Origin of the sequence: Pantoea sp. FN0307, from assembly GCF_050113815.1 — a bacterium.
In the GTDB taxonomy this organism is placed as follows: domain Bacteria; phylum Pseudomonadota; class Gammaproteobacteria; order Enterobacterales; family Enterobacteriaceae; genus Mixta; species Mixta alhagi.
Map to the genome: position 1 here is coordinate 85944 of NZ_JBNJSO010000009.1, position 23359 is coordinate 109302.

General features: G+C 43.8%; 23 protein-coding genes and 1 pseudogene. 20 read left to right on the top strand and 4 right to left on the bottom strand.

What is annotated here, in order from left to right; translation table 11 throughout:
• Nucleotides 1-194: 194 nt before the first annotated feature.
• Together ACQE3Z_RS19410 and ACQE3Z_RS19415 are read left to right on the top strand one after the other, a co-directional pair.
• Complete coding sequence (locus ACQE3Z_RS19410) at nucleotides 195-1217, top strand: RepB family plasmid replication initiator protein (protein ID WP_426975040.1); 1023 nt, start codon at nucleotides 195-197, stop codon at nucleotides 1215-1217.
• Nucleotides 1218-1858: 641 nt separating this feature from the next.
• On the top strand, nucleotides 1859-2776 hold the full coding sequence (locus ACQE3Z_RS19415; protein ID WP_426975042.1) for an Rpn family recombination-promoting nuclease/putative transposase: 918 nt from the start codon (nucleotides 1859-1861) through the stop codon (nucleotides 2774-2776).
• 483 nt (nucleotides 2777-3259) lie between these two features.
• Here ACQE3Z_RS19415 and ACQE3Z_RS19420 read toward each other — a convergent pair whose 3' ends face one another.
• The 3 genes and pseudogenes from ACQE3Z_RS19420 to ACQE3Z_RS19430 all read right to left on the bottom strand — a co-directional run bounded on the left by ACQE3Z_RS19420 (nucleotide 3260) and on the right by ACQE3Z_RS19430 (nucleotide 4766).
• On the bottom strand, nucleotides 3260-3409 hold the full coding sequence (locus ACQE3Z_RS19420) for a hypothetical protein (protein ID WP_426975043.1): 150 nt from the start codon (nucleotides 3407-3409) through the stop codon (nucleotides 3260-3262).
• 495 nt (nucleotides 3410-3904) lie between these two features.
• Nucleotides 3905-4072: pseudogene (locus ACQE3Z_RS19425) on the bottom strand (D-amino-acid oxidase); the annotation flags it as partial.
• Between the two features lie 304 nt (nucleotides 4073-4376).
• The gene (locus ACQE3Z_RS19430) at nucleotides 4377-4766 is read right to left on the bottom strand and encodes a VOC family protein (protein ID WP_426975044.1); all 390 of its coding nucleotides are present in this window, start codon (nucleotides 4764-4766) and stop codon (nucleotides 4377-4379) included.
• Between the two features lie 511 nt (nucleotides 4767-5277).
• Between ACQE3Z_RS19430 and ACQE3Z_RS19435 the strand changes: the two genes are divergently transcribed.
• The 16 genes from ACQE3Z_RS19435 (at nucleotide 5278) to ACQE3Z_RS19510 (ending at nucleotide 20892) form a co-directional block, all read left to right on the top strand.
• The gene (locus ACQE3Z_RS19435; protein WP_426975045.1) at nucleotides 5278-5754 is read left to right on the top strand and encodes a PhzA/PhzB family protein; all 477 of its coding nucleotides are present in this window, start codon (nucleotides 5278-5280) and stop codon (nucleotides 5752-5754) included.
• 144 nt (nucleotides 5755-5898) lie between these two features.
• Complete coding sequence (locus tag ACQE3Z_RS19440) at nucleotides 5899-6528, top strand: isochorismatase family protein (RefSeq protein ID WP_426975046.1); 630 nt, start codon at nucleotides 5899-5901, stop codon at nucleotides 6526-6528.
• Nucleotides 6521-8431 carry an anthranilate synthase family protein gene (locus ACQE3Z_RS19445; protein WP_426975047.1) on the top strand — a complete coding sequence of 637 codons (1911 nt, stop codon included), beginning with the start codon at nucleotides 6521-6523 and terminating at the stop codon, nucleotides 8429-8431. Before ACQE3Z_RS19440 ends, ACQE3Z_RS19445 begins: the two co-directional genes overlap by 8 nt.
• Entirely contained in the window at nucleotides 8431-9312 is an 882-nt protein-coding gene (locus ACQE3Z_RS19450) for a PhzF family phenazine biosynthesis protein (protein WP_426975048.1), read from the top strand. Before ACQE3Z_RS19445 ends, ACQE3Z_RS19450 begins: the two co-directional genes overlap by 1 nt.
• A gap of 21 nt (nucleotides 9313-9333) precedes the next feature.
• The gene (locus ACQE3Z_RS19455) at nucleotides 9334-9963 is read left to right on the top strand and encodes a pyridoxal 5'-phosphate synthase (RefSeq protein ID WP_426975050.1); all 630 of its coding nucleotides are present in this window, start codon (nucleotides 9334-9336) and stop codon (nucleotides 9961-9963) included.
• Entirely contained in the window at nucleotides 9944-11044 is a 1101-nt protein-coding gene (locus ACQE3Z_RS19460; RefSeq protein WP_426975051.1) for a phenazine antibiotic biosynthesis protein, read from the top strand. The genes ACQE3Z_RS19455 and ACQE3Z_RS19460 overlap by 20 nt, the downstream gene beginning before the upstream one ends.
• Nucleotides 11044-12441: an aldehyde dehydrogenase family protein gene (locus ACQE3Z_RS19465; protein WP_426975052.1), complete on the top strand. Its 1398-nt coding sequence runs from the start codon at nucleotides 11044-11046 to the stop codon at nucleotides 12439-12441. Before ACQE3Z_RS19460 ends, ACQE3Z_RS19465 begins: the two co-directional genes overlap by 1 nt.
• 79 nt (nucleotides 12442-12520) lie before the next feature.
• Entirely contained in the window at nucleotides 12521-13207 is a 687-nt protein-coding gene (locus ACQE3Z_RS19470; RefSeq protein ID WP_426975053.1) for a class I SAM-dependent methyltransferase, read from the top strand.
• Between the two features lie 23 nt (nucleotides 13208-13230).
• On the top strand, nucleotides 13231-14652 hold the full coding sequence (locus ACQE3Z_RS19475; protein ID WP_426975054.1) for an MFS transporter: 1422 nt from the start codon (nucleotides 13231-13233) through the stop codon (nucleotides 14650-14652).
• Nucleotides 14653-14654: 2 nt separating this feature from the next.
• Nucleotides 14655-15458: an SDR family oxidoreductase gene (locus ACQE3Z_RS19480; RefSeq protein WP_426975055.1), complete on the top strand. Its 804-nt coding sequence runs from the start codon at nucleotides 14655-14657 to the stop codon at nucleotides 15456-15458.
• Complete coding sequence (locus ACQE3Z_RS19485; protein WP_426975056.1) at nucleotides 15439-16593, top strand: hypothetical protein; 1155 nt, start codon at nucleotides 15439-15441, stop codon at nucleotides 16591-16593. Before ACQE3Z_RS19480 ends, ACQE3Z_RS19485 begins: the two co-directional genes overlap by 20 nt.
• Nucleotides 16594-16668: 75 nt before the next feature.
• Nucleotides 16669-18153 (top strand): AMP-binding protein, encoded by a 1485-nt coding sequence (locus tag ACQE3Z_RS19490; RefSeq protein ID WP_426975057.1) that lies wholly within the window; start codon nucleotides 16669-16671, stop codon nucleotides 18151-18153.
• Nucleotides 18143-18370 (top strand): phosphopantetheine-binding protein, encoded by a 228-nt coding sequence (locus tag ACQE3Z_RS19495; RefSeq protein WP_426975058.1) that lies wholly within the window; start codon nucleotides 18143-18145, stop codon nucleotides 18368-18370. Before ACQE3Z_RS19490 ends, ACQE3Z_RS19495 begins: the two co-directional genes overlap by 11 nt.
• A gap of 3 nt (nucleotides 18371-18373) precedes the next feature.
• Nucleotides 18374-19405, top strand: coding sequence for a 3-oxoacyl-[acyl-carrier-protein] synthase III C-terminal domain-containing protein (locus ACQE3Z_RS19500; protein ID WP_426975059.1), 1032 nt, complete (start codon nucleotides 18374-18376; stop codon nucleotides 19403-19405).
• A gap of 38 nt (nucleotides 19406-19443) precedes the next feature.
• Nucleotides 19444-19935, top strand: coding sequence for a DUF2165 family protein (locus tag ACQE3Z_RS19505; protein WP_426975060.1), 492 nt, complete (start codon nucleotides 19444-19446; stop codon nucleotides 19933-19935).
• Between the two features lie 201 nt (nucleotides 19936-20136).
• On the top strand, nucleotides 20137-20892 hold the full coding sequence (locus tag ACQE3Z_RS19510) for a 4'-phosphopantetheinyl transferase family protein (RefSeq protein WP_426975061.1): 756 nt from the start codon (nucleotides 20137-20139) through the stop codon (nucleotides 20890-20892).
• Here the strand turns inward: ACQE3Z_RS19510 and ACQE3Z_RS19515 are convergent.
• Entirely contained in the window at nucleotides 20889-21878 is a 990-nt protein-coding gene (locus ACQE3Z_RS19515; protein WP_426975062.1) for a tyrosine-type recombinase/integrase, read from the bottom strand. The genes ACQE3Z_RS19510 and ACQE3Z_RS19515 overlap by 4 nt on opposite strands.
• 799 nt (nucleotides 21879-22677) lie before the next feature.
• Here ACQE3Z_RS19515 and ACQE3Z_RS19520 point away from each other — a divergent pair.
• Both ACQE3Z_RS19520 and ACQE3Z_RS19525 read left to right on the top strand, forming a co-directional pair.
• On the top strand, nucleotides 22678-23073 hold the full coding sequence (locus ACQE3Z_RS19520) for a hypothetical protein (RefSeq protein WP_426975063.1): 396 nt from the start codon (nucleotides 22678-22680) through the stop codon (nucleotides 23071-23073).
• A gap of 45 nt (nucleotides 23074-23118) precedes the next feature.
• On the top strand, nucleotides 23119-23359 hold a 241-nt coding region (locus tag ACQE3Z_RS19525; RefSeq protein ID WP_426975064.1), incomplete at its 3' end, for a transposase.

The following is a 23359-nucleotide window of genomic DNA, read 5'->3' on the forward strand; positions in this document are numbered from 1 at the left end:
TGCAGGAGAACCATTAACAAAATGAGTATCCACTATAGTAAGTAGCTGCTCTCTATAGTGGATATTGAACATAAATATCCACTATAGAGAGTAATTAGTACGCTATCCATATAGGACATCCACTATAGTGAGTGGTAATATCCGTTGTATTCAGTCTGAGGCCGTGTTGAGGCACCCGAGTCGGAAACAGCGAAATGGAACATGATAAGGATTTGATCGCAGAATCTTTCAGTGAGCAGGATAAGGCGACCGGTAGTGTAGTGGCGCTGGTGCCGAATTCTAACAATACCGTACAGCCAGTCGCGTTAATGCGACTTGGTCTTTTCGTGCCGACGCTGAAATCAACCGCGCGCGGCAGGACCGGGCAGATGGCGTCCATGGATGTGACTGATGAGCTGAAACAACTTTCGCTGGTGCGCTCTGAGGGATATGAGAACATACGTATCACTGGCGCCCGCCTCGATATGGATAACGATTTTAAAACCTGGGTCGGCATTATTCATGCTTTCGCCCGTTATAAGGTGTTGGGCGATACTGTCACGCTGCCTTTTGTGGAGTTTGTTAAACTCTGTGGTATTCCTTCCGCCCGTTCTTCTGCCCGGCTGCGTAAGCGTCTGGACGCATCCCTGACGCGTATCGCGACTAATACCATCTCGTTTACTAACAAAGCCGGCGACTACTATGTGACCCACCTTGTGCAGTCAGCTAAGTACAGTCCCAGAACGGATGAAGTGACTCTACAAGCCGATCCTAAAATATTTGAGCTTTACCAGTTCGACCGCAAAGTGCTGCTGCAACTGCGTGCGATTAACGCTCTGTCACGCAAGGAGTCTGCGCAGGCTCTTTACACTTTTATTGAGAGTCTGCCTTCCAACCCGGCGCCGGTATCGCTGGCCCGACTGCGCGCTCGTCTGAACCTGACGTCCCGCACTATCACGCAAAACGCCACGGTACGCAAAGCAATGGAGCAGTTGAGAGATATTGGCTATCTCGATTACACCGAGCTGAAGCGAGGGCGGACTGTTTATTTCCATATCCACTATCGGCGGCCAAAGCTGCGGCCCGATCATATTCCACTGAGTTTGCCGCCTGAACTTGAAGCCGAGCTCTCTGAAGACGAAACGGACACGCTACCTGAACCGGAGGGAGAAATGGTGCGCCTTTCCCCAGAGGAAAGGTTACTGCTGGAAAAAATCCGTCGTGGCGAGTTCGGGTAACCACTGAAAAGAGCAGTACAGCACTAACAACCACTGTAGTGAGCAGGATTACTCTGTTTCACCACTGTTTTGCACAAATGTTGGCTTGAATGCTCGTTGAAATAGACATCTGTAAGCGACTTCTCTTCATAATGGTTGAGAGGATTCGCGGGCTACTCACTACAGTGGATAATACGAAGTTACTCACTATAGTGGTTGTTCAGAATTTACTGTCTACAGTGGATATTCAGCTTTTACTGTCTACAGTGGTTACGAGTGCTCCGGCGTAAATACGCTCCTGTTGCGGTTACATTGAAATGCAGCAAAGTTTGCTTGCAAGCCCTTAACTGTCAAACAGCCGCAGCGGCGTCGCTTTTTTATACTGAATCATGCACAGGGTATCCCCAGTTCCTGTGGATAAAAATCGGCAGGGTCTGAGTAAGCGGGAAGACGGAAGTGTTAGCTGGCTGGCGGGGGATTTTGAAATCAAGGTGGTTGCGCGTATTCCTGCAGCCGCTTGAGTATGATCACTGAAAGAAAACCGGGAGTTTACACAATAGACTGATTTGTAAAGAATTTCTGTTTATGTAGAAGGTGGCCTGATTTATGACCTGCCGTTTTATGATAAAGTCCGTATGTTAATAACGCAGCGGCATACAAAGATGAAAAAGAAAAACAGCACGCCAACGCCTCATGACGCTACCTTCCGCCAGTTTCTGACGCAGCCGGCGATCGCGCGCGATTTTATGGAAATCCATCTTCCGGCGGAGCTGCGCGCTATTTGCGATCTTGGCACGCTGAAACTGGAATCCGGATCATTTGTTGAAGACGATCTGCGGCAATACTTCAGCGATGTACTTTACAGCCTGAAAACCACCACAGGCGACGGCTATATCCATGTATTGATTGAGCATCAATCTACGCCGGACCGGCATATGGCATTCCGGCTGCTGCGCTATGCCGTGGCGGCGATGCAGCGGCACCTTGAAGCGGGTCATAAAAAATTGCCGTTGGTGATCCCGGTATTGTTTTATACCGGCAGACGCAGCCCCTATCCCTATGCCATGAACTGGCTTCAGGAGTTTGACGATCCAGGGCTGGCGACAAAGCTCTATGCCAGCGATTTCCCGCTGGTGGATGTGACGGTTATTCCTGATGATGAGATTATGAATCATCGAAGCATGGCTGCGCTCACCCTGCTGCAAAAGCATATCCATCAACGTGATCTGGCTGAATTAACCGAACGGCTGGCGACATTGCTGATGGAAAACTGGCTCGCTTCGCCGCAGGTAATTTCCCTGATACACTATATTTTGCAGGCGGGCGAATCTTCCGGCGCTGAAGCTTTTGTCCGTGACCTGGCACAGCGCGTGCCGCAACATGGAGACGAACTGATGACCATTGCACAACAGCTGGAACAGAAAGGAATCAAAAAAGGTATTGAACAAGGTCGTTCTGAAGGTGAACGCGAAGCGGCTTTTAAAATTGCCCGTAATATGCTGAAACGCGGCCTTGATGAGATTGCCGTTATGGAAATGACTGGTCTTTCTAAAGACGACCTGCAAAGTTTACTACACTGACTACAAGAGGGCGCATGATGCAGGCCGTTTAACGGAGCCGGGGCGGCAAAGCCCAGATAAGGCGTACCGACAGTCTAATAAAACAGCTGGAAAGTTAGTTGTTCTCTTCATATCCCAACAGCTTGTCAGGGTAAATTTACTTATAATATAAATTAAAAGCATATATTAATTCACGTGCCTCGCTGTAGCTGCGGGAGCGGAGCGTGCTCTTAATGTCCTTCCTCCACCGGTAAGGTTAACCTGGTGTTGCGTTTGTTTGAATAATCTGACGTTGGCGAGCTGGTTTTCTGTTTGCTCCTGCAACGCCTGCACTGCTGCGGTAGTATCGCCCATCAGCATGACAACCTTATTCCCCTGCTTTGCTCATAAACGTGCCTTTCTTAAATGCCAGTCGCATACTCTCTGAAAAATCGGTCACGTCGGCGTCCAGTGCTACCATCGGACTTTTGCCCTGATATTCCTGGTATCCTGCCACTGCTGTCATTAGCTTATCAGCCGCTGCGCCATGGTGCAGTTGGGTTGGTCCATCATCTTGTCGGCATTGGTCAGATAGCCAGTAAAATAGCTTTCCAGCATGGCTGTGCCGGTCAGAATTTCGTTGAGTCCTGCAGCTGAGAAACCCTTACTGACCATGATACGCTAGCTTGTGGTAAGGATGTGTTCCCGAATGTCATCTGTGTGTTTATGCGGCACTGTGTTTATGGGATTAGGGCATACCTAATTAGGCCTGTCATCTGGATATTTTTGAAGGCAGACTTTTATGCAGATGCACGCTAAATACAGATTGTCGAAAATGAAACTTCAGGAGCCGTCAGACTAGGGCTCACGGGTGTGTCCTAATACCTTTTACGTCCCGCACAAAATGCATCTGCTTCGAGGGGGCTTCGCCTGCCCATTGACATTTTGTGGGCCGGGTGAATGTGCAAACATGCGCATGTGACAGGCAAAAGAGATCTGTTCAGGTGAAAGGTATGAAAAAGGCAAGCCAGTGGCATCTCACGACGTGAGGAAGGATACTCAGGTCCACGATAAAAATTAAGGCACTCCGGATTAGGTTACTATACGCCTGTGGTTTTGCCCTCTGGCGTCATTAGCGGTTTGCTGTTATAGGCGGCTCAGGAGCTGCCATTACCCCAGGCGCGCAAATCTGTAAGCTGCAGGATCGATTATAGGAGTATGGTTAGTCACCAAATTTGCAACTAACTGCCCAGCGGCAGGAGAAGTATCAAAGCCGTGGCCAGAAAAGCCCGTTGCCAAAGTCAATCCCAGCATAGCATCCACCGCACCAATCACTGGTCTACGCCGGACCGGCATATGGCGTTCCGGCTGCTGCGCTATGCCGTGGCGGCGATATTCCTGATGATGAGATTATGAACCATTGTGCATGGCGGCGCTGACGTTGGATATTATCCAGCGGTATTGTGATGAACTGCGGTTTAGATTCAAATGGAGGAGCCAACTATTGTAGGGATTAACGAGGGAAATATAAAAACTTGGACATATTAGTAAATATGCTCATTGACTGAATGTCTATCCATGAGGCTTACGACGTCTCACTTCCAAAAGAAATGAAACGTCACTAAAGCTTTTTTATATGATACTAGTCTAGAGGACAAACGCGGATGACATGACCGTCTGGATCTTTGATAAGAAAAGTTCGACCGAATACATCAGTATAGGGCTCTTTAAACACAGCAATATTGCTATTCACTTTCCACTCATTAAACAAATTATCGACGTCTTGACCGGTAGGCAACATAATACCGATTTCTGAGTATCGAGGAACTTCAGAATCTGGCGTATCACCGCCAGACCAGATAGCAAACAGCGTATCATCTGAAGACGCAAAAGCAACGTAGCGCGGCGTGACAAATACAGGATCTTTCTTAAAAATAAATTTATAGAATTCAGTCGATCGCTCAACATTTGAAACGTAAACCAATTGCAGATTGGGGGTAATCTTTGTATCTAAATTTGTATCATTACTCATGAATCCTCCTTATTACGGTAGTTATAATTTACGTTACTCCAGATGCAATTATGCTTAATAATTCTAATTATTTAAAAGCAAAGATGCAATGTATATTTTACTGTAATTATTCCAAAAATAATAAACCCATCAGCCGTGTCTATCATGAGATGATTAGTGCTAAATAGCATAAATTAACGATTTTCTGATCCAGCTCCCATAATAATTTTCTTTGACAAACATAAATGAGAATAGCACTCTCAAAAATAGATTTCAGTCTCAAAATAACGCTTTCCTTTCGCAGGAAAGGAAATTAAGACTTTCCGCATAAAAAAGAAACTCACTACTCATAAATAGATGAAAGTCTCAATTAAGCATAATTTAATTCGATGTAAAAAATAAGTACATTAATGTTGACATTTTGCCTCTTAAAAATTAGAAATTTGTTGCGTTGTAATTATTTTGAAATTATCTTGAGTCATCTTTTACGCTTCAAGCACTCAATGACTCGAAAAAAGAGAGGTTGTTTATTATGTTTGAAATGGGCTCAGATTTGCAGGAGTTGCGTGAAAAAAATCGCAAGACCGTCGAGCAATATTTATTAGCAACTCGAGGGGTTTCGCGTCTGGAAAGGCATAAGCTCTTTGTCAATGAAGGTGAAGGCGGATTATGGACTACAGAGACTGGGGAGCCGATAGTTATTAAGGGAATTGAGAATTTGGAAAAACATGCACGGTGGTCTCTGGAGTGCTTCCCTGATTGGGAGTGGTATAATATTCAAATATTCACAACAGACAACCCTAATCATATATGGGTTGAATGCGACGGTCACGGCAAAATTTGCTTCCCCGGATATCCTGAGAGTTATTACGAAAACCACTTTATTCATTCATTTGAATTATATGATGGTCAGATTGTGCGTAATAGAGAATTCATGAATCCGGTTACTCAGTTGAGATCGTTAGGCATCAACGTCCCAAAAATAAGACGCGATGGAATCCCATCCTGACTTTATTGATTAGCAATATCACAGCTGATTTCTTCCTAATTTTCCCATGGTTCTGCTATGAAGCCAATATCTTTGATCCAAAGTACATTAAAACTAACGATGCTGATTTAGTGATTTTATAGCTTATGATAACAGGATGAGTCGATGAGCAGAACATTACAGTGTGAGTCTTATTGTTTAGACGGTTTAGCAATGCCTTTTAACCAGCCTTTGACCTGGGATTTAAAAGTAAATCGCAGTGCTTTACTGATTCATGACATGCAGCGCTATTTTGTTCAGGCTCTGCCAGATGAAATCTCATCTTCAGTCATTAATTCAATAGAAAAAATATTAAGGTGGGCACGAAACAATAGTATTCCTGTATTTTACAGCGCTCAGCCCGGTGATATGACACCGGAGCAAAGGGGGCTTCTGAACGATTTATGGGGGCCTGGAATGCGTACTATGGAAGAAGACCGGCAAATAATTGCTCAACTGACACCAAAAACTAATGAAACGCTTTTAACTAAATGGCGTTACAGTGCTTTCTACCACTCTCCGCTTGCCGATATGCTGAAAGAACTTAAGCGTGATTCAATCATTATCACTGGCATTTACGCTTCGGTAGGGATTTCGGCAACAGCCGTTGAAGCCTTTACGCGGGACATTAAGCCTTTTGTTATTGCTGACGCGATAGCCGACTTTACTCAGGCTGGGCATCAACAGACTTTAAATCATCTAGCAGATAACTGTGCTCGGGTAGTTTCTATAAATGAGGTGCTTTCAAGTGACTGATTTAATAAAGCAAATTATAGACAATCCTGATAATCCTTTTGGTTTGCTTTACCGTCCTGCATTTTCATCAGATAAGCTTGAAGTATTGCAGTTATCACAGGGAGAGGCGCAAACTATTGAAGCAGCGCTTACTGCTCACGCTTCAGGTAGTAAAGAAAAAATAGTACTGATGCCATTTTGCCAAGTGGCTAAGCGCGGTTATAAAGCGGTAGAAGATGATACGCCTATTTTAAGTATGCCAGTACTGGCACGCCAGTGGGTATCTTTGCCACAAGCTTTGAATCTGTTACCTGATGTTCCGATTGTAGTTAAAGATACGCACTTTAACCTTGACGATGCCCAATTTGGTAAACGTGTTAGTCAATTAATTGATCAAGAAATTGGTGAGGGAGCTGGCTCTAATTTTGTGCTCCATCGCAAACTCCGTACTACTCTTGTCGACTACCAGCCAAATAAGCTTCTAAGCCTTTATCGTCGCCTTCTGCAGGCTGAATCATCTGCATACTGGTGTTTTTTGATCAACACTGGTGAACAGGCCTTTATTGGCGTATCGCCAGAACTACATGCTTCACTACATGATGGTAAGGTTTGTATGAACCCTATTAGTGGAACTTTTCGTTATCCAGAACAGGGGGAGACAATTGATGCATTACGCCATTTTCTAAGTAATCAGAAAGAAACCAATGAGCTTTATATGGTAGTGGATGAAGAGCTCAAGGTAATGTCACGATTATGTGAAAACGGTGCGCAAGTTAGTGAGTTGCGTTTAAAACAGCTTAGCCATGTAATCCATACCGAGTATTGGCTTACAGGAACAACACGCGCGAGTATTGCGGACATCTTGCGTGAAACTCTTCCAGCTCCAACTGTTATAGGTAGTCCAGTGCAAAATGCCTGTGAGGTGATTGCACGCTATGAGCCAGAAGGACGTCGTTATTACAGCGGCGTAGTGGCATTAGTAGATAGCTCGCCGAATAATCCAAGTCTAGATTCGGCAATTTGTATTCGTACAGCTGAAATTTCGACTGACGGTAAGGTTGAAATAGGTGTAGGCGCTACCATTGTTCGCGATTCTATCCCGCTGGATGAAGCAGAAGAAACCCGTAGCAAAGCTCATTCACTCTACGCTGCGCTAACTCAAGACTGCGCCTTGCCTGGGCAACGTAAAATGCGTTCCATACCAACAGATATACAACTGAGCGATCATCCGCTCATTCATCCATTACTGGCCAGCCGTAACGCTGAAATTTCACAGTTCTGGCTAACTACGCCAGAGCATCGTCACCGTCGACTGCCTCACTTCTTAAACAAGAAAATTTTAATTCTTGACGGTAATGACACCTTCACCGCCATGTTTCAGACGCTTTTTTCATCGCTGGGGGCTAGTGCCCAAGTAGAAAAAGTACACAGTGGAATGGAATTTCATGGTTGGGACTTGATTGTTGCAGGTCCTGGCCCTGGAAACCCATTAAATAATGATGATATGCGCGTAAGTGCGATGCATGAAGCGATCATGAAATTGAGAATAACCGGTCAGCCTTTTTTTGCTGTTTGTCTGAGCCATCAGCTTCTTTGTCTCCAGCTTGGCTTATCAGTGATACGTCTTTCACCACCAAATCAGGGCATACAGAAATGTATCAACCTTGATGGACAGCAGGAAACTGTAGGTTTTTACAACACATTTTGCGCTATGGCCGATAGGAAAAAACAATTTGAAATGTATCAAAAAGGCATATCCGTATATAGCGATCAAGAAAACGGACTTGTGCATGCGGTGCGCGCTGCTGCGTTCTCATCAGTGCAATTTCATCTTGAATCAATATTGACTATTAACGGACCAGCTATTCTAGAGAGATTTGTAAGTCCTCTTCTTCAAAATGAATGTTCAGGAATGGCGTCATAATGGATAACCAACTGCACGATTACACAATTTTAAATGCATTTACCAACTCTCCGCTCGAAGGTAATCCTGTTAGTGTCTTTCATAATTCAGGAGACATTTCTGCGCCAGTAATGCAAGCGATAGCCCGCCAGTTACAGCTATCTGAAAGTACTTTTATCAGTGAAGTAACTACAGATGGGCAAGCTCGTGTACGAATTTTTACTCCGGTTAATGAACTGCCTTTTGCCGGGCATCCGTTAATGGGCGCTGCAAGTGCATTTTCACGTCGCCACGGCCTAGAACAATTCATTTTTCATACCGATATTGGTGCAGTTAAAGTAACAGTTGAACATCATAGTTCAACTCTCAGTACCGTAAAAATTAATGTTCCGCCCGCTTTAAATATTCCTTTCAATGAAGAAAAACGTTTGCTAAAGGCACTTGGACTAAAGCAGAGCGTTCAGCCAATTGAAATGTATGACGCGGGAGCTAGGCATGTGCTGGTTCCAGTTGACAGTATCCAAACATTACATTCCTTACGCCCCGATCATCAAGCACTAGCAGAATTTGAAAATCTGGCGGTGAACTGCTTCACATGGTGTGGCTTTAAGGCTGAAAACCGCATGTTTTCACCTGCTTATGGAGTGAAAGAAGATGCAGGGACAGGCTCTGTAGTCGGCCCAATTGCTCTGCATCTAATGAAATATGGACAATTAAAAGCTAATGAACGCCTAACGATTGAACAAGGTATCTTGCTAAATCGTCGCTGTGTCATGCATGGAGAAATTAAACAAGAAAATGAGTTAGTTACTCATATTGAGCTTTCTGGACAGGTTACTCTTTTTTCTGACTGCCGAGCTTGGTTAAGAACAGTATTAACTAACACATACAACGACCAATAATAAATTATTTGGGAGTAAAAAATGAAAAGGCTTGAATCGTTAAGCGGAATGATGGACCTCCCTTTTCCCCAATATGATATGCCGCCAGCGACTCCTTATGAGATCTTACTCAGTTGGCTGGAGCAAGCGCATCAGGAGAACGTGCGTGAACCTGATGCTTGGACTCTCGCTACTCGCGATGATTCAGGCAGCATTTCGATGCGCACTATCTTCCCAGTGCACCTTGATGGTGAGAAATTATGGTTTGCTACCCATATTGGTAGCCGCAAAAGTAAGGATATCTGTGCAAATAGAGAAGCCTCATGTCACATCTACTGGCGCGAACTAGGGCGACAAATAAGTTTATCGGGAAATGCAGAACTACTGCCTGATTATCTTGCTGATAAAATTTGGCACAAGCGAAATTCAGCCTACGATCCTGTTTCTATTGCTTCTCATCAAAGTGAGCCATTAACCAATATCAATGCACTGCTGGCGGCGGTTGCTCAGTTAGAAAATGACGGAAAACTGCCACGCCCCGAACGGTTCGTTGTCTGGCAGCTCACTTTTAACAGTTATGAATTTTGGTCTGCTTCAGCTTCTCGTATTCATAAAAGATTAATTTATACACGCAACGAGCAAGGATGGGAAAATGCAAGATTACAGCCATAAAATTGACGTAATTATGAATGCGGCAAAAAATAATTGTGCCGATGATTTTGTTCAAGCATTAATGCAGTGGCATTTTTCACCGGAAACTGGCAGTGACTTCTGGTTGGGGATGCTTGAACACTTAAATTTTGATCCTTGCACTTCAATCAAAAATTTTAAGGATTTGCAGCAGTTTAACGACATCTCTACCCTGCTGCGTAAGATACCAGTGACACAGTTAATCCCACGTGGCCTGCCTAAAAATCTTTCTTCACACGTTTATGAAAGCGGTGGCACAACAGGTACGCCGAAATATGTAATTGCTTACGATGAGTGGATTCAGACGCTGATTTCATGGCGAATGTCTAACTATCAAAACCGGCCTGGTCGCCCAGCAGGCAATACGCTTGCCGCTATTCCTACCGGGCCACATATTGTAGGTGCAATTAATAAAGAGCGTGCGCAAAGACTGGGTGGATTCTTTTTTTCAATTGATATCGATCCGCGTTGGGTGAAACTTTTGATTAACGAAGGCGATACTGCCACTGTGCGCCGTTATACCCAACATTTAGTTGAGCAGGTTCACAATACGCTAGTCAATCAAGATATTCGTTTTCTAGTAACTACGCCTCCAGTGCTTCGAGAGTTGCTAAAGAGACCTGAGGTAGTAACTCAAATGAGACGGTCGCTCGCACAAATTACATTAGGTGGTACTGAGCTAAATCTGGATGAGATTAAATTTATCGCTAGTGAAATCCTTCCTGACTGCGAGTTTAGTGCCAGTTATGGCAGTACTTCAGCACTTGGTGTTTCCCGTTCTTTGCTTATTACAGCAGACAGCGAACAAATCATCTATGACAGCTTTTCTCCGTTTATTACTTACGATGTCGTCGACGATAGCACGCTGCGGACCGTGGATTATGGTGAACGTGGCACGGTGATTGTCACTCATCTTTCTCCATATGCTTTTTATCCACGAGTAATAGAACGCGACACCGCTATCAGGCTACCGGGTGTACTGGGCATGGCAGGTGATCGTCTGGCCAATATAGCACCACAGCAAATTAGCGAAGGTCGCCAAGTCATTGAAGGAGTTTACTGATGCCTAAAATGGCGCAAGAGCATACTCATAACTACGGTAATGAATTGCCTTTGATTAATACAATTACACCGCTGTCCTACAAGCATTTTTCTTCTCAGCGAGAAATTTACGATATCTATGAGCAGCCGATTGCCAGGTTAGAGCAGTCTCCAGCTGTGTTTATGCATTATCTTATAGCGCATTTGCGTCAGGCTCCACGTCTCGATCAAGATTCCCGGCATCAAGCACTGCAGCGCGCTGCGGAAATTTTTGCCAGCGCTTCACTATGCGGAATGACGCCTACACAATATTGCGCGAAAGTGTGTTTAATAACAGGTTTGCCACAACCCGTGGTGGACAATGCTACTTCAAAAATTGCCATGGCTACTGCTTCTGCTCTGAAATTTGCACAGCTCGGTATTCCCTATGGAGTACCTTTACAGGAAGACGGCGCAAAACTAAGCGGTGGTAGTGCTCAAAGCATCAGACGGGGCGATGTTTTAGCTGTCATCACACCGGGTAATGGCACCGGTGTACATGCTCTCTGGCCGCAGGCCATAGCACTAGGTTACCGAGTTGTGATACGTCCTTCTGAACGTGAGCCATGGACTGCACAGCGTCTTGTAGCTGCGATGGTAGCGGCTGGTTTACAAGACTATGTGGCTTTATTACCCTGCGATTATGAAGTGATAGACGCTTTAACTGAAGCCGCAGACTTAAGCCTACTTTATGGCGGAGATGCCTTAATGGCACGTTTTTCCGATCGAAAAGATGTGTTAGTACAGGGGCCTGGGCGTTCCAAAATCGTTATTGGTGCAGATTACCCTTTGGAAAAAGCACTACAATTAGTATTCGAATCTGTTTGCGGACTTGGCGGTGCGGCCTGCGTCTGTGCAAGTAGCGTTATAGTGGAAGGTGATGCGCAAGCTTTTGCTCAGGAGTTTTGTAACTATCTTTCCCGGGAACTACAAGATGAACAGAAGTGTGGAGAATGGCTGGCACGGTTATCTCCGCAACGTTTTAAATGGTGGAAAGAGCAAATAAAACACTATACACAAGCGCTGATAAAGGAACCCCAGGTATTAAATTCTTCTGATAACACTTACTTAGTGATGCCGTTAGTGATGATAGCATCTTCATTAACGGATCCCTTGATGCAATTAGAATTACCAGTTGCCTCGGTTACTTTTGCCTCTTTTAAGGAAGGGGACGATCTTAATTCGTTAGCCCCTGCGTTGGTTATAACAGTTGCTTCCAGTAATCCACAGCTGATTGAATCTATTAGTAATATTCTTGGGGTGCGCAACCTTTATGTTGGCCATATACCTACAATCTGGATGCACCCACGGATTCCTCATGATGGTTATCTTTCAGAATTTTTGATGACAACTCGAGGATATTGTGTCAGGACTTTGTAATCAGATTAAACATAATTGCAAATGAATTATCATTAATCTTTTACTTTAACCTTTTATATAATGGATTCCGGTAAACATAATGAGCAACATTAATAATAGTGAATATGATAAAGCAGACTTTCAAGGCGTTTATCAGGGCAAAACATTGATAGATAGTGCCGAAATAAAAGTCGTCCCTTGGGATATAGGCAAGGCCCAACCTGCTATCAGCAAAGTTTTTGATGATGAAAAGCCAGGTAAGTTGCTTGATGTAGGTTGTGGGCTGGGACAAAATGCACAAGCAGCAGCGCAAAAAGGTTTCCGTGTAACAGCTATCGATAGCTCCTCAGCAGCGATAGAACGCTGCAAAAAAAGTATTACAGAGGATATCAATTTTTTAGTTGCTAATGCTTTGGCCACTCAATTAGAAGAAAAATTTGATATTATTCTTGATTCTGCTCTCTACCATGCGATTCCCACTAATGAACGTGTAACATATTTAAAAGAAATGTTCCGCATTGCACATGCTGAAACTAAATTTCATATTATTACTTTTGCCCCTGAAAAATATGGTATGCCATTGCCCCTGGCTATTCAACTATCAGAAATATGTAGTAATGCAGAAATTTCTGGATGGAGTGTAACTTCTGTTTCTCGAGTTGAGTATAAAGGGAATGCTGCAGCTATAGCCGATTTTTGCAAAAAGAAAAATTTGGAAATATTTCTCGATGATGAAGGATTCACACGGCTACCCTGCTGGCACGTCACATTGAAAGTCCGTGGATAGAAAGAAAATATTAAGGAGGGTTTATGGTCCGGCAAAAAGTAGCTTTTTTCGGTCTTTGCCTTGGTTTTTTTATGGTTATGATGGATACAACAACAGTACCTTTGATTTATACCGTACTGATTGATGAATATCAGGTGACGCCTGCAGGAGTAGCTTGGGTAAATAATAGTTACTTAATTACCTATGCTGGCTTTCTCTTGTTTGGTGGTCGGCTTGGCGATGCATTTAATCGAAAAGTTATACTCAGCTTAGCTTTATTTATGCTAGCGATTGGCGCATTACTCAGTGGTTCAGGGGAGACTCTACTGCAAGTAGTTATTGGCAGGGCAATAATGGGGATAGGTGCCGGGCTACTGGCCCCACAAAGTATGGCTTTTATCTCCGTAATATTCGCAAAAGGGGGACGTGGTGCGGCGCTGGGAGTCTGGGGGGCGGTTGCCGGTATAGCGACAGCTACAGGACCAGTGATTACACAATTTTTTTTACAGACGGCCGACTGGCGCTGGGTTATGTGGATCAACATACCCATAGCGTTACTTGCGCTCGGCATCACTTTTATTTGTCTCCCGAACACAGAGGGCAACGGTGTTAAAAAGGCAGAATTATTAAGCTGTGGCCTATTCGGTACCGCGCTAATCGCTATCATGCTGGGGATAGACTTTTTGCATGGTGACAGTAAACGAATAGTAATAGGCGGGGTTTCTTTGCTGTCAGGCATCGCAGGGATAGTTCTGCTCATCCGTGGAGAACTAAAGAACAATACACAGCATTTATTACCTACTGAACTATGGCAAGATCGCCCTTTTCTACGCACCTGCCTTGTGTCCGGATTGCTCGGGTTTGGCCTAACGGCTTTCTACCTTCCATTAGCATTTTTAATGGAGTTACGCATGAACCTAGGGCCAGTCTCTATCAGCATCATTATGGTTACCATTGCTTTATCAAATGCTCTTGTAGGCCCTTTAGCCGGATACTTTTCGGATAAAAGTGCCCCAGAAACTATTATTCGTGCGGGAATGCTCTGCTTTGCTATTGCTAACCTTATTATTGCTAGTTCTGGACTGTTATTTTCAGCCAGTAATATAGGTTTTATTATTGTTGTCACAGGTATGGCATTAGCTGGGATAGGTACCGGACTGTCGTTCGCTCCGTTGGCAAATCTGGCTTTTAGTCGGGCATCCTTTACTAACTTTGGTCGTGCGGCCGCTTTTTTTAATGTAGTTCGCCAATTAATGAGTGCTCTCGGCAGTGTAGCAATCGCCGTGCTGTTCGATTACATAATCAACTTAGATGTAATTTCGGAAAGTTCATCTCTTAAGTCAGCATCTGCTACCGTCGCATTAGCTGCATTCATTTGCTTTCTAGTTATAGCCTGCTTCCTTGGCGCAGGGGCATGGCTTTCACGAACTAACCATATAATTCAACCTGCAATTAAGGAAACATGATAATGAATATCTGGCTTATCAGCGGTTGTTCGAATGGACTAGGACGTTGCTGGACGGATTCTGTTATACGTGAACATCGTGACCGTGTAATTGGTATTACCCGTTCCGCCCAAGCAGCTCACGAAATGTCTGAGATATACCAAGAGCATTTTATTCCCTGTGTTGCAGATGTATGCGATGAACAACATTTGGCGCAATTGTTGCCTAAACTAGCAAAAGAAGTTGGGATACCAAATCGGATTGTAACCTCTGCAGGTTATGCACAGTTCGGCACTCTGGAAGACCTGTCAACTGACCAGTTGCGACAGCAGTTTGCCACCAATGTTGAAGGCACACTTAACGTTATAAAGCCTCTGCTACCGTTAATGCGCCAATTAGAAGAGGCTCGTATTCTACTGGTATCCAGTATGAGTGGGGTAGCATGCTGGCCCCTGCTTGGTGCTTATCAAATGAGTAAACACGCAATTGAAGCAATGGGTCAAACGCTCCGTCTTGAGCTTGACGATACCTCTATTCAGGTTGGAGTTATTCAACCCGGTCCTTACCGTACAGGATGGGCAACAACCTCTGCTCAACGCCAAGTAATTGGCGCAGCTTATGATAGCGAAGCGTTAAAAAGACGTGCTGCCTGTGGTTTTAACGTTAAAGATCCACGCGCCAGTCTGCCTTTTTTTTGGAAGATGTTTGATACCCCTGTAATGCCAGCAATGCTGGCTACATCAGATGAGTTCATTGAACTGGCCTGTATTCAGGCGAAAGAGAAAATCAAATTGTGGAGAGCTTCCCTTGACTCAACAGACAATTAATTTTAACCAGTGGCAGGAACCTGTCACCACACTGCTCTCCGCCTGGTCAAAGGATAAGCAGCAGGACACTTTAATGGCAGGAGCGTTAAAAGCACTAAAAACTTCGCCAGTGTTGAGAATACTTGATGAAAGTGCCCATAGCAAAACCGGCACGCTAAAAGACGTTATAGCAGTTTGCCGTGAACTAGGTAAAACCGATGCTTCTCTTGGCTGGCTAGTTGGAGTAGCGAATTCGGCTTGGTCAATGTGCTCCAATTTTTCACTACCCACTAAGGTCTACGCTGATATGCGTGAAAACGCGATGCTGGCAATGGTGTTAGGACGTCCAGGGTCGTTGCGGCAAGCTGCTACAGGGGAAGAATGGTTATTAAGTGGCATATGGAAATACGCCTCCGGTTATCCATGCTCATCTCATTTTTTTTGCTTGGCTACAGACCCGCAAGGAGAAGTACGAGTTGCGATGGTTCCATCTCAACAGCTAAAAATAGTTGCTGACTGGAAATCGACAGGCCTGCGGGGGACGCAAAGCGTTACCGTGGAGGCGAATGGCATAACTATCCCTAAGACTTTCACTATAGCTTACGCACCAATATTGGCAGGAGTGAATCATTCACCATCAGGTACAAACTCTTATGCCAGCTACTTTACTGGGGTGCTGATGAATTGTCTTCCAGCTACGCTTCTAGGGGCAACCGAAAGTGGTCTAAACTTTGCGTTAGCGAGTTTTGACAATCCTATAGCTGGCAGCACTTATACTGCCATGCGTCGTTCTGGGGCAGCCCGTTATGAAATTGGCCGGCTTTGTTCGGCCTTCGATTTGTTGTTGCTTGCTGCGGATCATAACGCCACGGTGATCGATAACGCAGCACAACAGCATCTGGCATTGACAAGTGCAGAGCGTGTAGCAATCCGCAGTCGAGCAACCCAAATTATGCGAGGTTGTGTTGATATCGTGCAGGATTTGCTTTGGTTACTCGGTTCTTCCGCGCTCGAAAAAGAGTGTCCGTTAGAGAAAATCTGGCGCGATGTTAATGTCGGTGCTCGACATGGCGGTTTTGCAAAGCTGATTCCAGAAGAACTGGCAGGTATCAGTGCTCTCAAGGAAGATCCCGCCTCACTGACACGTATGTTCTGACGGGAAATTTTTGCAGGCAGTGTCGTAGTTATAGCGATACTGTCAATCAATGATAAGAGTGAGTATAGAAAGATAATGCAACAAGTTAATGATTTGAAAGTCAATACAAAATTGAATTTCCTCAACGTGGCTTTAACTCATACGTTAACAGTAAGCCCGCATGCTACAGCTTTAATAGATGGAGAAAGCAGTCTTACTTATCAACAACTATATGACAATGCTCTGCGTATCGCCCGCGAATTTAATGATGCAGGTCTTGTTGCAGGGCAGCGTTTAGCACTAGACAGCGCTCGCTCTGGCGAGCTGTATTTAATGGTAGTAGCATGTTTACTGTCCGGCATATCATTTATTTCCGTGCCAAACAGTATGACATCTCTGCAGAAATACCAATTTGCTGCTCATACAAAATGCGCCGCAATTTGTTCCTTTTCTGCCGAGCTTAGTGAATTAAGTAGCATAAAAATCAGAGAATGGCATTTATGGTTAATCCCTATGGGTGAGGTACATGCTCAGAGGCATAATGATGAGGTTTATTGCGTTCGTACTTCGGGCACTACGGGTGATCCCAAACTGGTGCCAATCTGCGTAGCACAGCTAAGCGCGTTCTTGCTGAATATCCACCATGAGATTACTGTCACCGAAGGAATTAACTGGTCATGGATTCACGATTTATCCTTTGATTTTTCAATTTGGGAAATTTTTGGAGCACTAACACATAGCGGCTGCCTGGTGGTAATAAGCGAACAAGCTAAACGCGATCCGGCTTTGGCCTTAGAGATTCTGAAACAATCGCATGTGCATTTACTGTCGACAACTCCTTCAGAGTTCCGTTATTTATTTTCAGGCCAGACACCTAACCTGTTTGATCAATTGGTATTGAAAACGGTTGTCTTTTGTGGCGAGAAACTAACTGCGGAAACTTTGCGTCCTTTATTACCTAAATTGGTTGAACGGCAGGTACGGCTGATTAATACTTATGGGCCTTCAGAAGCTACTGTGTTTTGTTCTTCTTATACAATAAGCATAGATGATCTCAGTTATAATGTTATTCCTATTGGTAAACCATTTCATGATATGAATTTCTCTTTACAAGAAAAAGGTGAAGATGGCAGCGGCGATCTTTTACTGCAAGGAAGTCAGGTTTTTTCAGGCTATGAAGGACGCGAGCGTCTGTTAGATGGACATATAACAGGAGATATTTGTCGCTGTGACAGGAATGGTGTCTGGCACTATATAGGACGCAAAGAGGGTTATTACAAAATCAACGGTTTTCGTGTTGATCCTTTAGAAATTGAAGAGTTTTTGCAGTCTGTACCGGGTGTTTGTGAGGCTGTTGTCTGGTTAGAAGAAGCAGGCACCGCTCCGTCATTAATTAAGGCCTGCGTAAATATCATGCCAGGAGTAAATTTAACTACGCGAGATCTGCGTATCGCCTGTGCGGAAATGTCACCGTGGTTACGTCCTGCCCGTTATTTCATCACCAATCAAAATGAATGGCCTATGAATTCGCGGGGTAAAACTGATCGCGAAGAAATAAAAAGGAAAAACTATGGATTATAAAAAAGTTAATCTTACAAATCTTCTAAATGAAATAAAAAATATTTTGAAAGAAAAAGATGTAAGATTAGATGATAACTTTATCGAGTTGGGAGGAAACTCTGTTATGGCACTTTTGATATTGAGAAATATGGAATTAAATTATGGAGTTAGCGTAAATTTAGCACAGCTTTTAGGTGAAGAGATCGGTAAGGTAACAATAATACCATTGGAAAAGTGAGGCATGATGAAAATATTAAGTATTGGCCACCATTTAACCCAATCAGGCCATATCGAAGACATTATTCACCCTAATAAATTACAATTGGAAGCAATACGCTATGCAGGTTATGACCAATTCTGGACCACACCATATAGTGTGCGAGAAATGGCTTTCTATGCGGCGCGTAATGCATTGGAAGAAGCAAATATTTCTTCGGAAGATATTGGGTTTATAATTGCGGGTTTTTCCGGTATTCCTGACTTTATCGGTATCGACTTAGCCTGCCAGGTAGGTGCTGAACTTCAATGCCATCATATTCGAACAATAAATTTAATGGAGGGATGCGGTAGCGCCATAAGTGTATGGATGCAGGCTGCCATAATGACAGCAGAGTTACCTGCAGGAAAAAATGGTTTAGTGGTGTTAGCTCAACGCATTAGTGATCCGCACCAAGATAGGTTTGGCCTCATGAATGCGGTATTGAGCGATGGTGCGGTTGCTGCGGTAGTTGGGAAGGCTCATGAGAATAAAGATCAACCCGGTTTCCTTTATATAGCTGCCGAGGATATATCAGATTGCCGCTATGTTGATATGATGCGTATTGAATATGGTGGGGGATATTCACCGTGGCTACCGGAAGGCCGTGACAGTCGCCACGATAAACTGGGGCGCGAGCGAATTATGGATAATTACAACTTTTCCGCAGAGGACTTAATGACCTTCCTTCAATTGCGTGTGGATAATAGCGTTAATATTATCCAACGTGTGTTATTAAAAAGTGGTAATCCAGCTACTTCTCCTTTTTTACTACATACTCTCGAAGGTAGTCAAAGTATAAAAGTTTTATGCCAGCAAACTGGCTTAGCTGTTGAGAGGAGCAACCTTTCTCTGCTTCCAGAATTAGGGCATGTAGGCTGTGCCGATCCACTACTTTCTCTTCATTTATTATATCAGCGAGGAAAAATTTCTCTTGGCGATGAGATAGTAATGAGTACCATTTCCACTGGGCTTAAGTGGGGAGCATCACTTTTTAAGTATGGAAATGTCGCTTAAAAATCACTGACAGTAAAATATGAACGGAGCATAAACATATGCTAGAACTAAGCGGTATTAATCTAATAAAGTTTGTTGTAGTAGCTGGACTAGCGTTCTGGAGTTTTCTTGAGGGAGTCGGGTTAATACAAGATTTTACCGGAGCGCAAAAAATGGTTGGCAAGATTATGAATATGGAGCTGATTGAAACGTCACCTGTAGTACAAACGTCTCTAATAAATCGTCGGGTAAGTGGTTCTTTCTGGCATAAAGCTTGCGCTATTATTCTGATATTATTTAACTTTATTACAGCAACACTACTGTTTGTATCGCTTTACAGCGTTGCATATAGTGGATGGACAGTAACCGGCAACGAAGACTTTTTGATTTGGGCCAACTACGGAATGGCTTTGTTTCTCTTTATGAGTTTCGCTTTAAGTTTTGTTGGCCTTTGGTTCGCCTATTATATTAAACAGAATGACTTAATGATTACCCACTTTGTCTTGATTGTATTTGGTATTACGGCGGCGACATTGATCAATCTATCCTAATAAATCTATAAGTCATCATTTTTGGTGGCTTATGTTTTCCTGTCATCTTCTAATGACTTAAACTATTTACTTCTATTAGCCATCTGTTTCCGCTGCGTATTTACATTCAAAAAAATTTATGCTAGTAAATTTTCGATAATTGCTAAGACACTAATAAGTAATTTTTACGATTACCTCTAACAGGACTGAAATACTAGAATTATGTTTACTTTTGAGATGAATAACCCGGTTTGTGCTTTTATTCGTCGGCAGCAGACTGGCTTTGTCGCTGGAAATAAGGCCGTTAAAGTCTGCCTAGTTGAGTTTGATCATCAGGCTTACCTTGATACGCTGTTTGCGAAGCTGGCAGTACCTTTGCCGAATGCACTGACCTCAGCGGTAGCGAAACGGCGAGCTGACTATCTTGCCGGGCGATATGCTGCTCATCAATTACTAAGCCTGAGCGGCTGTAATGGCACCGTTAATATTGGTCCAGATCGTTTACCTGTCTGGCCATCTGGGTGGAATGGAAGCATCTCACATACGAGCCACTGGGCTATTGCGGTAATCTCACCGCTGCAGTATCGCATTTCTCTAGGGGTAGATATTGAAACCTCCTGTACAGAAATTATACGAGAAATAGCGACTAGCTTTACAAACCATCATGAACGGGCACTTCTGTCGCGAAGTTCTCTTCCCATTGAGATCGCTCTGCTTATTGTTTTTTCTGCTAAAGAAAGTTTGTTTAAGGCGCTTTTCCCACAAGCACAGCATATTTTTGGCTTTGAAGCTGCTATATTATGTGAGCTGAATCCGCAACATAATAGTTTTACGTTTCGACTAACACAAAGATTATCTCCTACGCTTCCCGCTGGATATGTTGTTACGGGAGTATATTCGCTTCAAGGAAATAAGGTTATAACGCTGGTTATGGTACGTATGCCTAGTACATTGAGACCTTCATTACTTAGGCCTTAAAACTTTAGTTTGTCTGCAGCCTTACGCAAACGTTCATTTCCGCGTCGGTCATACTTCTGTGTAGTTGTAACGCTGGCATGTCCCATTGCATCCCGAACAGTTATCAGGTCTTCCCCGTTATCAAGCATCATTGAGGCAAAGGTACGACGTAAATCATGCGGTGCGCACTCATCAATACCGCTGTCAGCCCGTCGCTGGCCGAGGATATGATAAACCGCCTGCGGTGTCATACGCTGAAAAGTGACATCGTCACCGCTGCGTATGCGGGTGAAGAGTGGCCCTTCCTGCTCGCCCCGGATCGTGTCCGTCCAAGTATAAATGCGTTGCCAAACATTTTCAGGCATAAATGTCAGGCGTTCTTTATTTCCCTTACCTCGCACGATTAAAGCCTGCTCTTTATGCAGGATGCTGGCGTAGTCCAGATCAACCACTTCAGAACGGCGCAGTCCGCAACCGAGCATGACCGCCAGCATGGCGGCATCGCGCGGTCCTTTGCAGCCCGTATCTTGTTCACAGCTGCGGAACAAGGCATGTATTTCTTCCGGCGCCAGTGCACGACCTCGGGTCAGGCGGCTTCCCCGCACCGCGCGTACCGTCAAAATCTGCTGATAACTCTCCGTATCCATCTGCTTCATCATCCACGCCTCACGGGCGGTCCCTTTCAGGGCAGATAAATAGGTGTTGATGGTAGCAGGTGCTCTGCCGCTGACCTGCAGCATTTCCAGTAGACCGCGTATATGGTGTCGGCGCAGGCTGCCCCATGCGCAATTTTGCAAAGAGGTAAAGCCGAGCATTGCCGCCACGATATTGAGAAAGGATTTCATCGTCTGCCGGCTGGCGGCAGAAGACAGGCCGATCAGGTAGGCCTGCGCCGGATTGAGCGACGAACTGCTGTTGATAGCCGCCAGGGCAAATGCATCCTGGGCTTCTGCTGGCACAAGGGGGAGGCTGGCTGAAGGAAAGCTGTCATCAACAGAGTCGGGCATTTTTACCTCTGAGCTGATCAGGCATATGGCCTGCGAAGCTGGTGAAATCTGACCATATTATCCCCTGCACGTGGGACTCGAGTAAAGCTACTTTCTCAAAGAGACATTTTAATAAGTAAGCTTAACAAAGTCCTCTCTCTGTCCCGATGATATATGCAGTTCTCATCGAATTTTTGGGTGCTGAGCCTGTAAATATGGCGTAGCTTTGTGATTTTCTCTTGTTAACTATAAGATATATATAGATTTTTAAAGGAGTTTAGCTAGTTCTGTCGTGATAAATTTTTGGATAAAAGCTGGTTTAGCAATGTACTGACGCCATTAAGATTTTCAGCAGAAAGGTGAAACTCGAATGCTTAAATTAAAAATCCGGCATCACTCAATGACTCTGAGATATGATATCAGCTTCTATTTACTATCATTAGAATGCACAATCAATTAATCACTCCATGCCGGTATAGTTTCAAAAGGGAATTACTAAAAATAAAATCACATATCCTTAATTAAAAATTCATAAAAATGATAATTATGTAAGCCAGGATTATCTTATTTAAGCATGTTAAATCCTGGAGAAAATAACATTGAATTATTGGTTAAATGGAAAGGAAACCATACTTAACTCATTACCTTACCCAGAGTTAAATGAGTTATCCGATATATCTCGCATACTATTAAAAAAGCAAATAAAGCACTGACATATCTTTTACTAACAGATATCAATTATGAGGAATTAAAGAGATTTTCAGACAAATTAATTACAGGTGACCGCATAAAAGATTTTGAACACAAGTTAAGCGGTCACGTGGATCATGATCTGGTAAACACAAAGAAAATCAATATCCAACCTGAGCGGCTTGCTATTTTATCAGGAAGAAGAGGCTTCAGGCAGGCTCTTGAAAATGATGATGACTTCAATTTATTGCTAACATCAATTGGCACAAACATTCTTTGCAAGGAAACCGCTTCCCGCACTACAAACATTAGCACCGTACCAGGTAGAGATGAAACATCTACAGTATTTCTTGACATTGAAACATTGCCAGCTGCACTAAGAAAATTAAGAAAGCATATAAATATAAATATAAATATAAATATAAATATAAATATACAAAGGAATGAATTATTTACAGCAATTGTGGCTAATGTCATGTTAACCCACTGTCATCCACTTCCTGATGGTGAATCGCCACAGGTTTAACAGACACCCCGGAGTCATTTAAGATGACTTAAAAGAGAGGTGCTCATGAGCGGTAAACGTTATCCCGAAGAGTTTAAAATTGAAGCGGTAAAACAGGTTGTTGATCGTGGTCATTCTGTTTCCAGTGTTGCAACACGTCTCGATATCACTACCCACAGTCTTTATGCCTGGATAAAGAAGTACGGACCGGACTCTTCCACCAACAAAGAACAGTCAGATGCTCAGGCTGAGATCCGCCGACTCCAGAAGGAGCTGAAGCGGGTTACTGACGAACGGGACATATTAA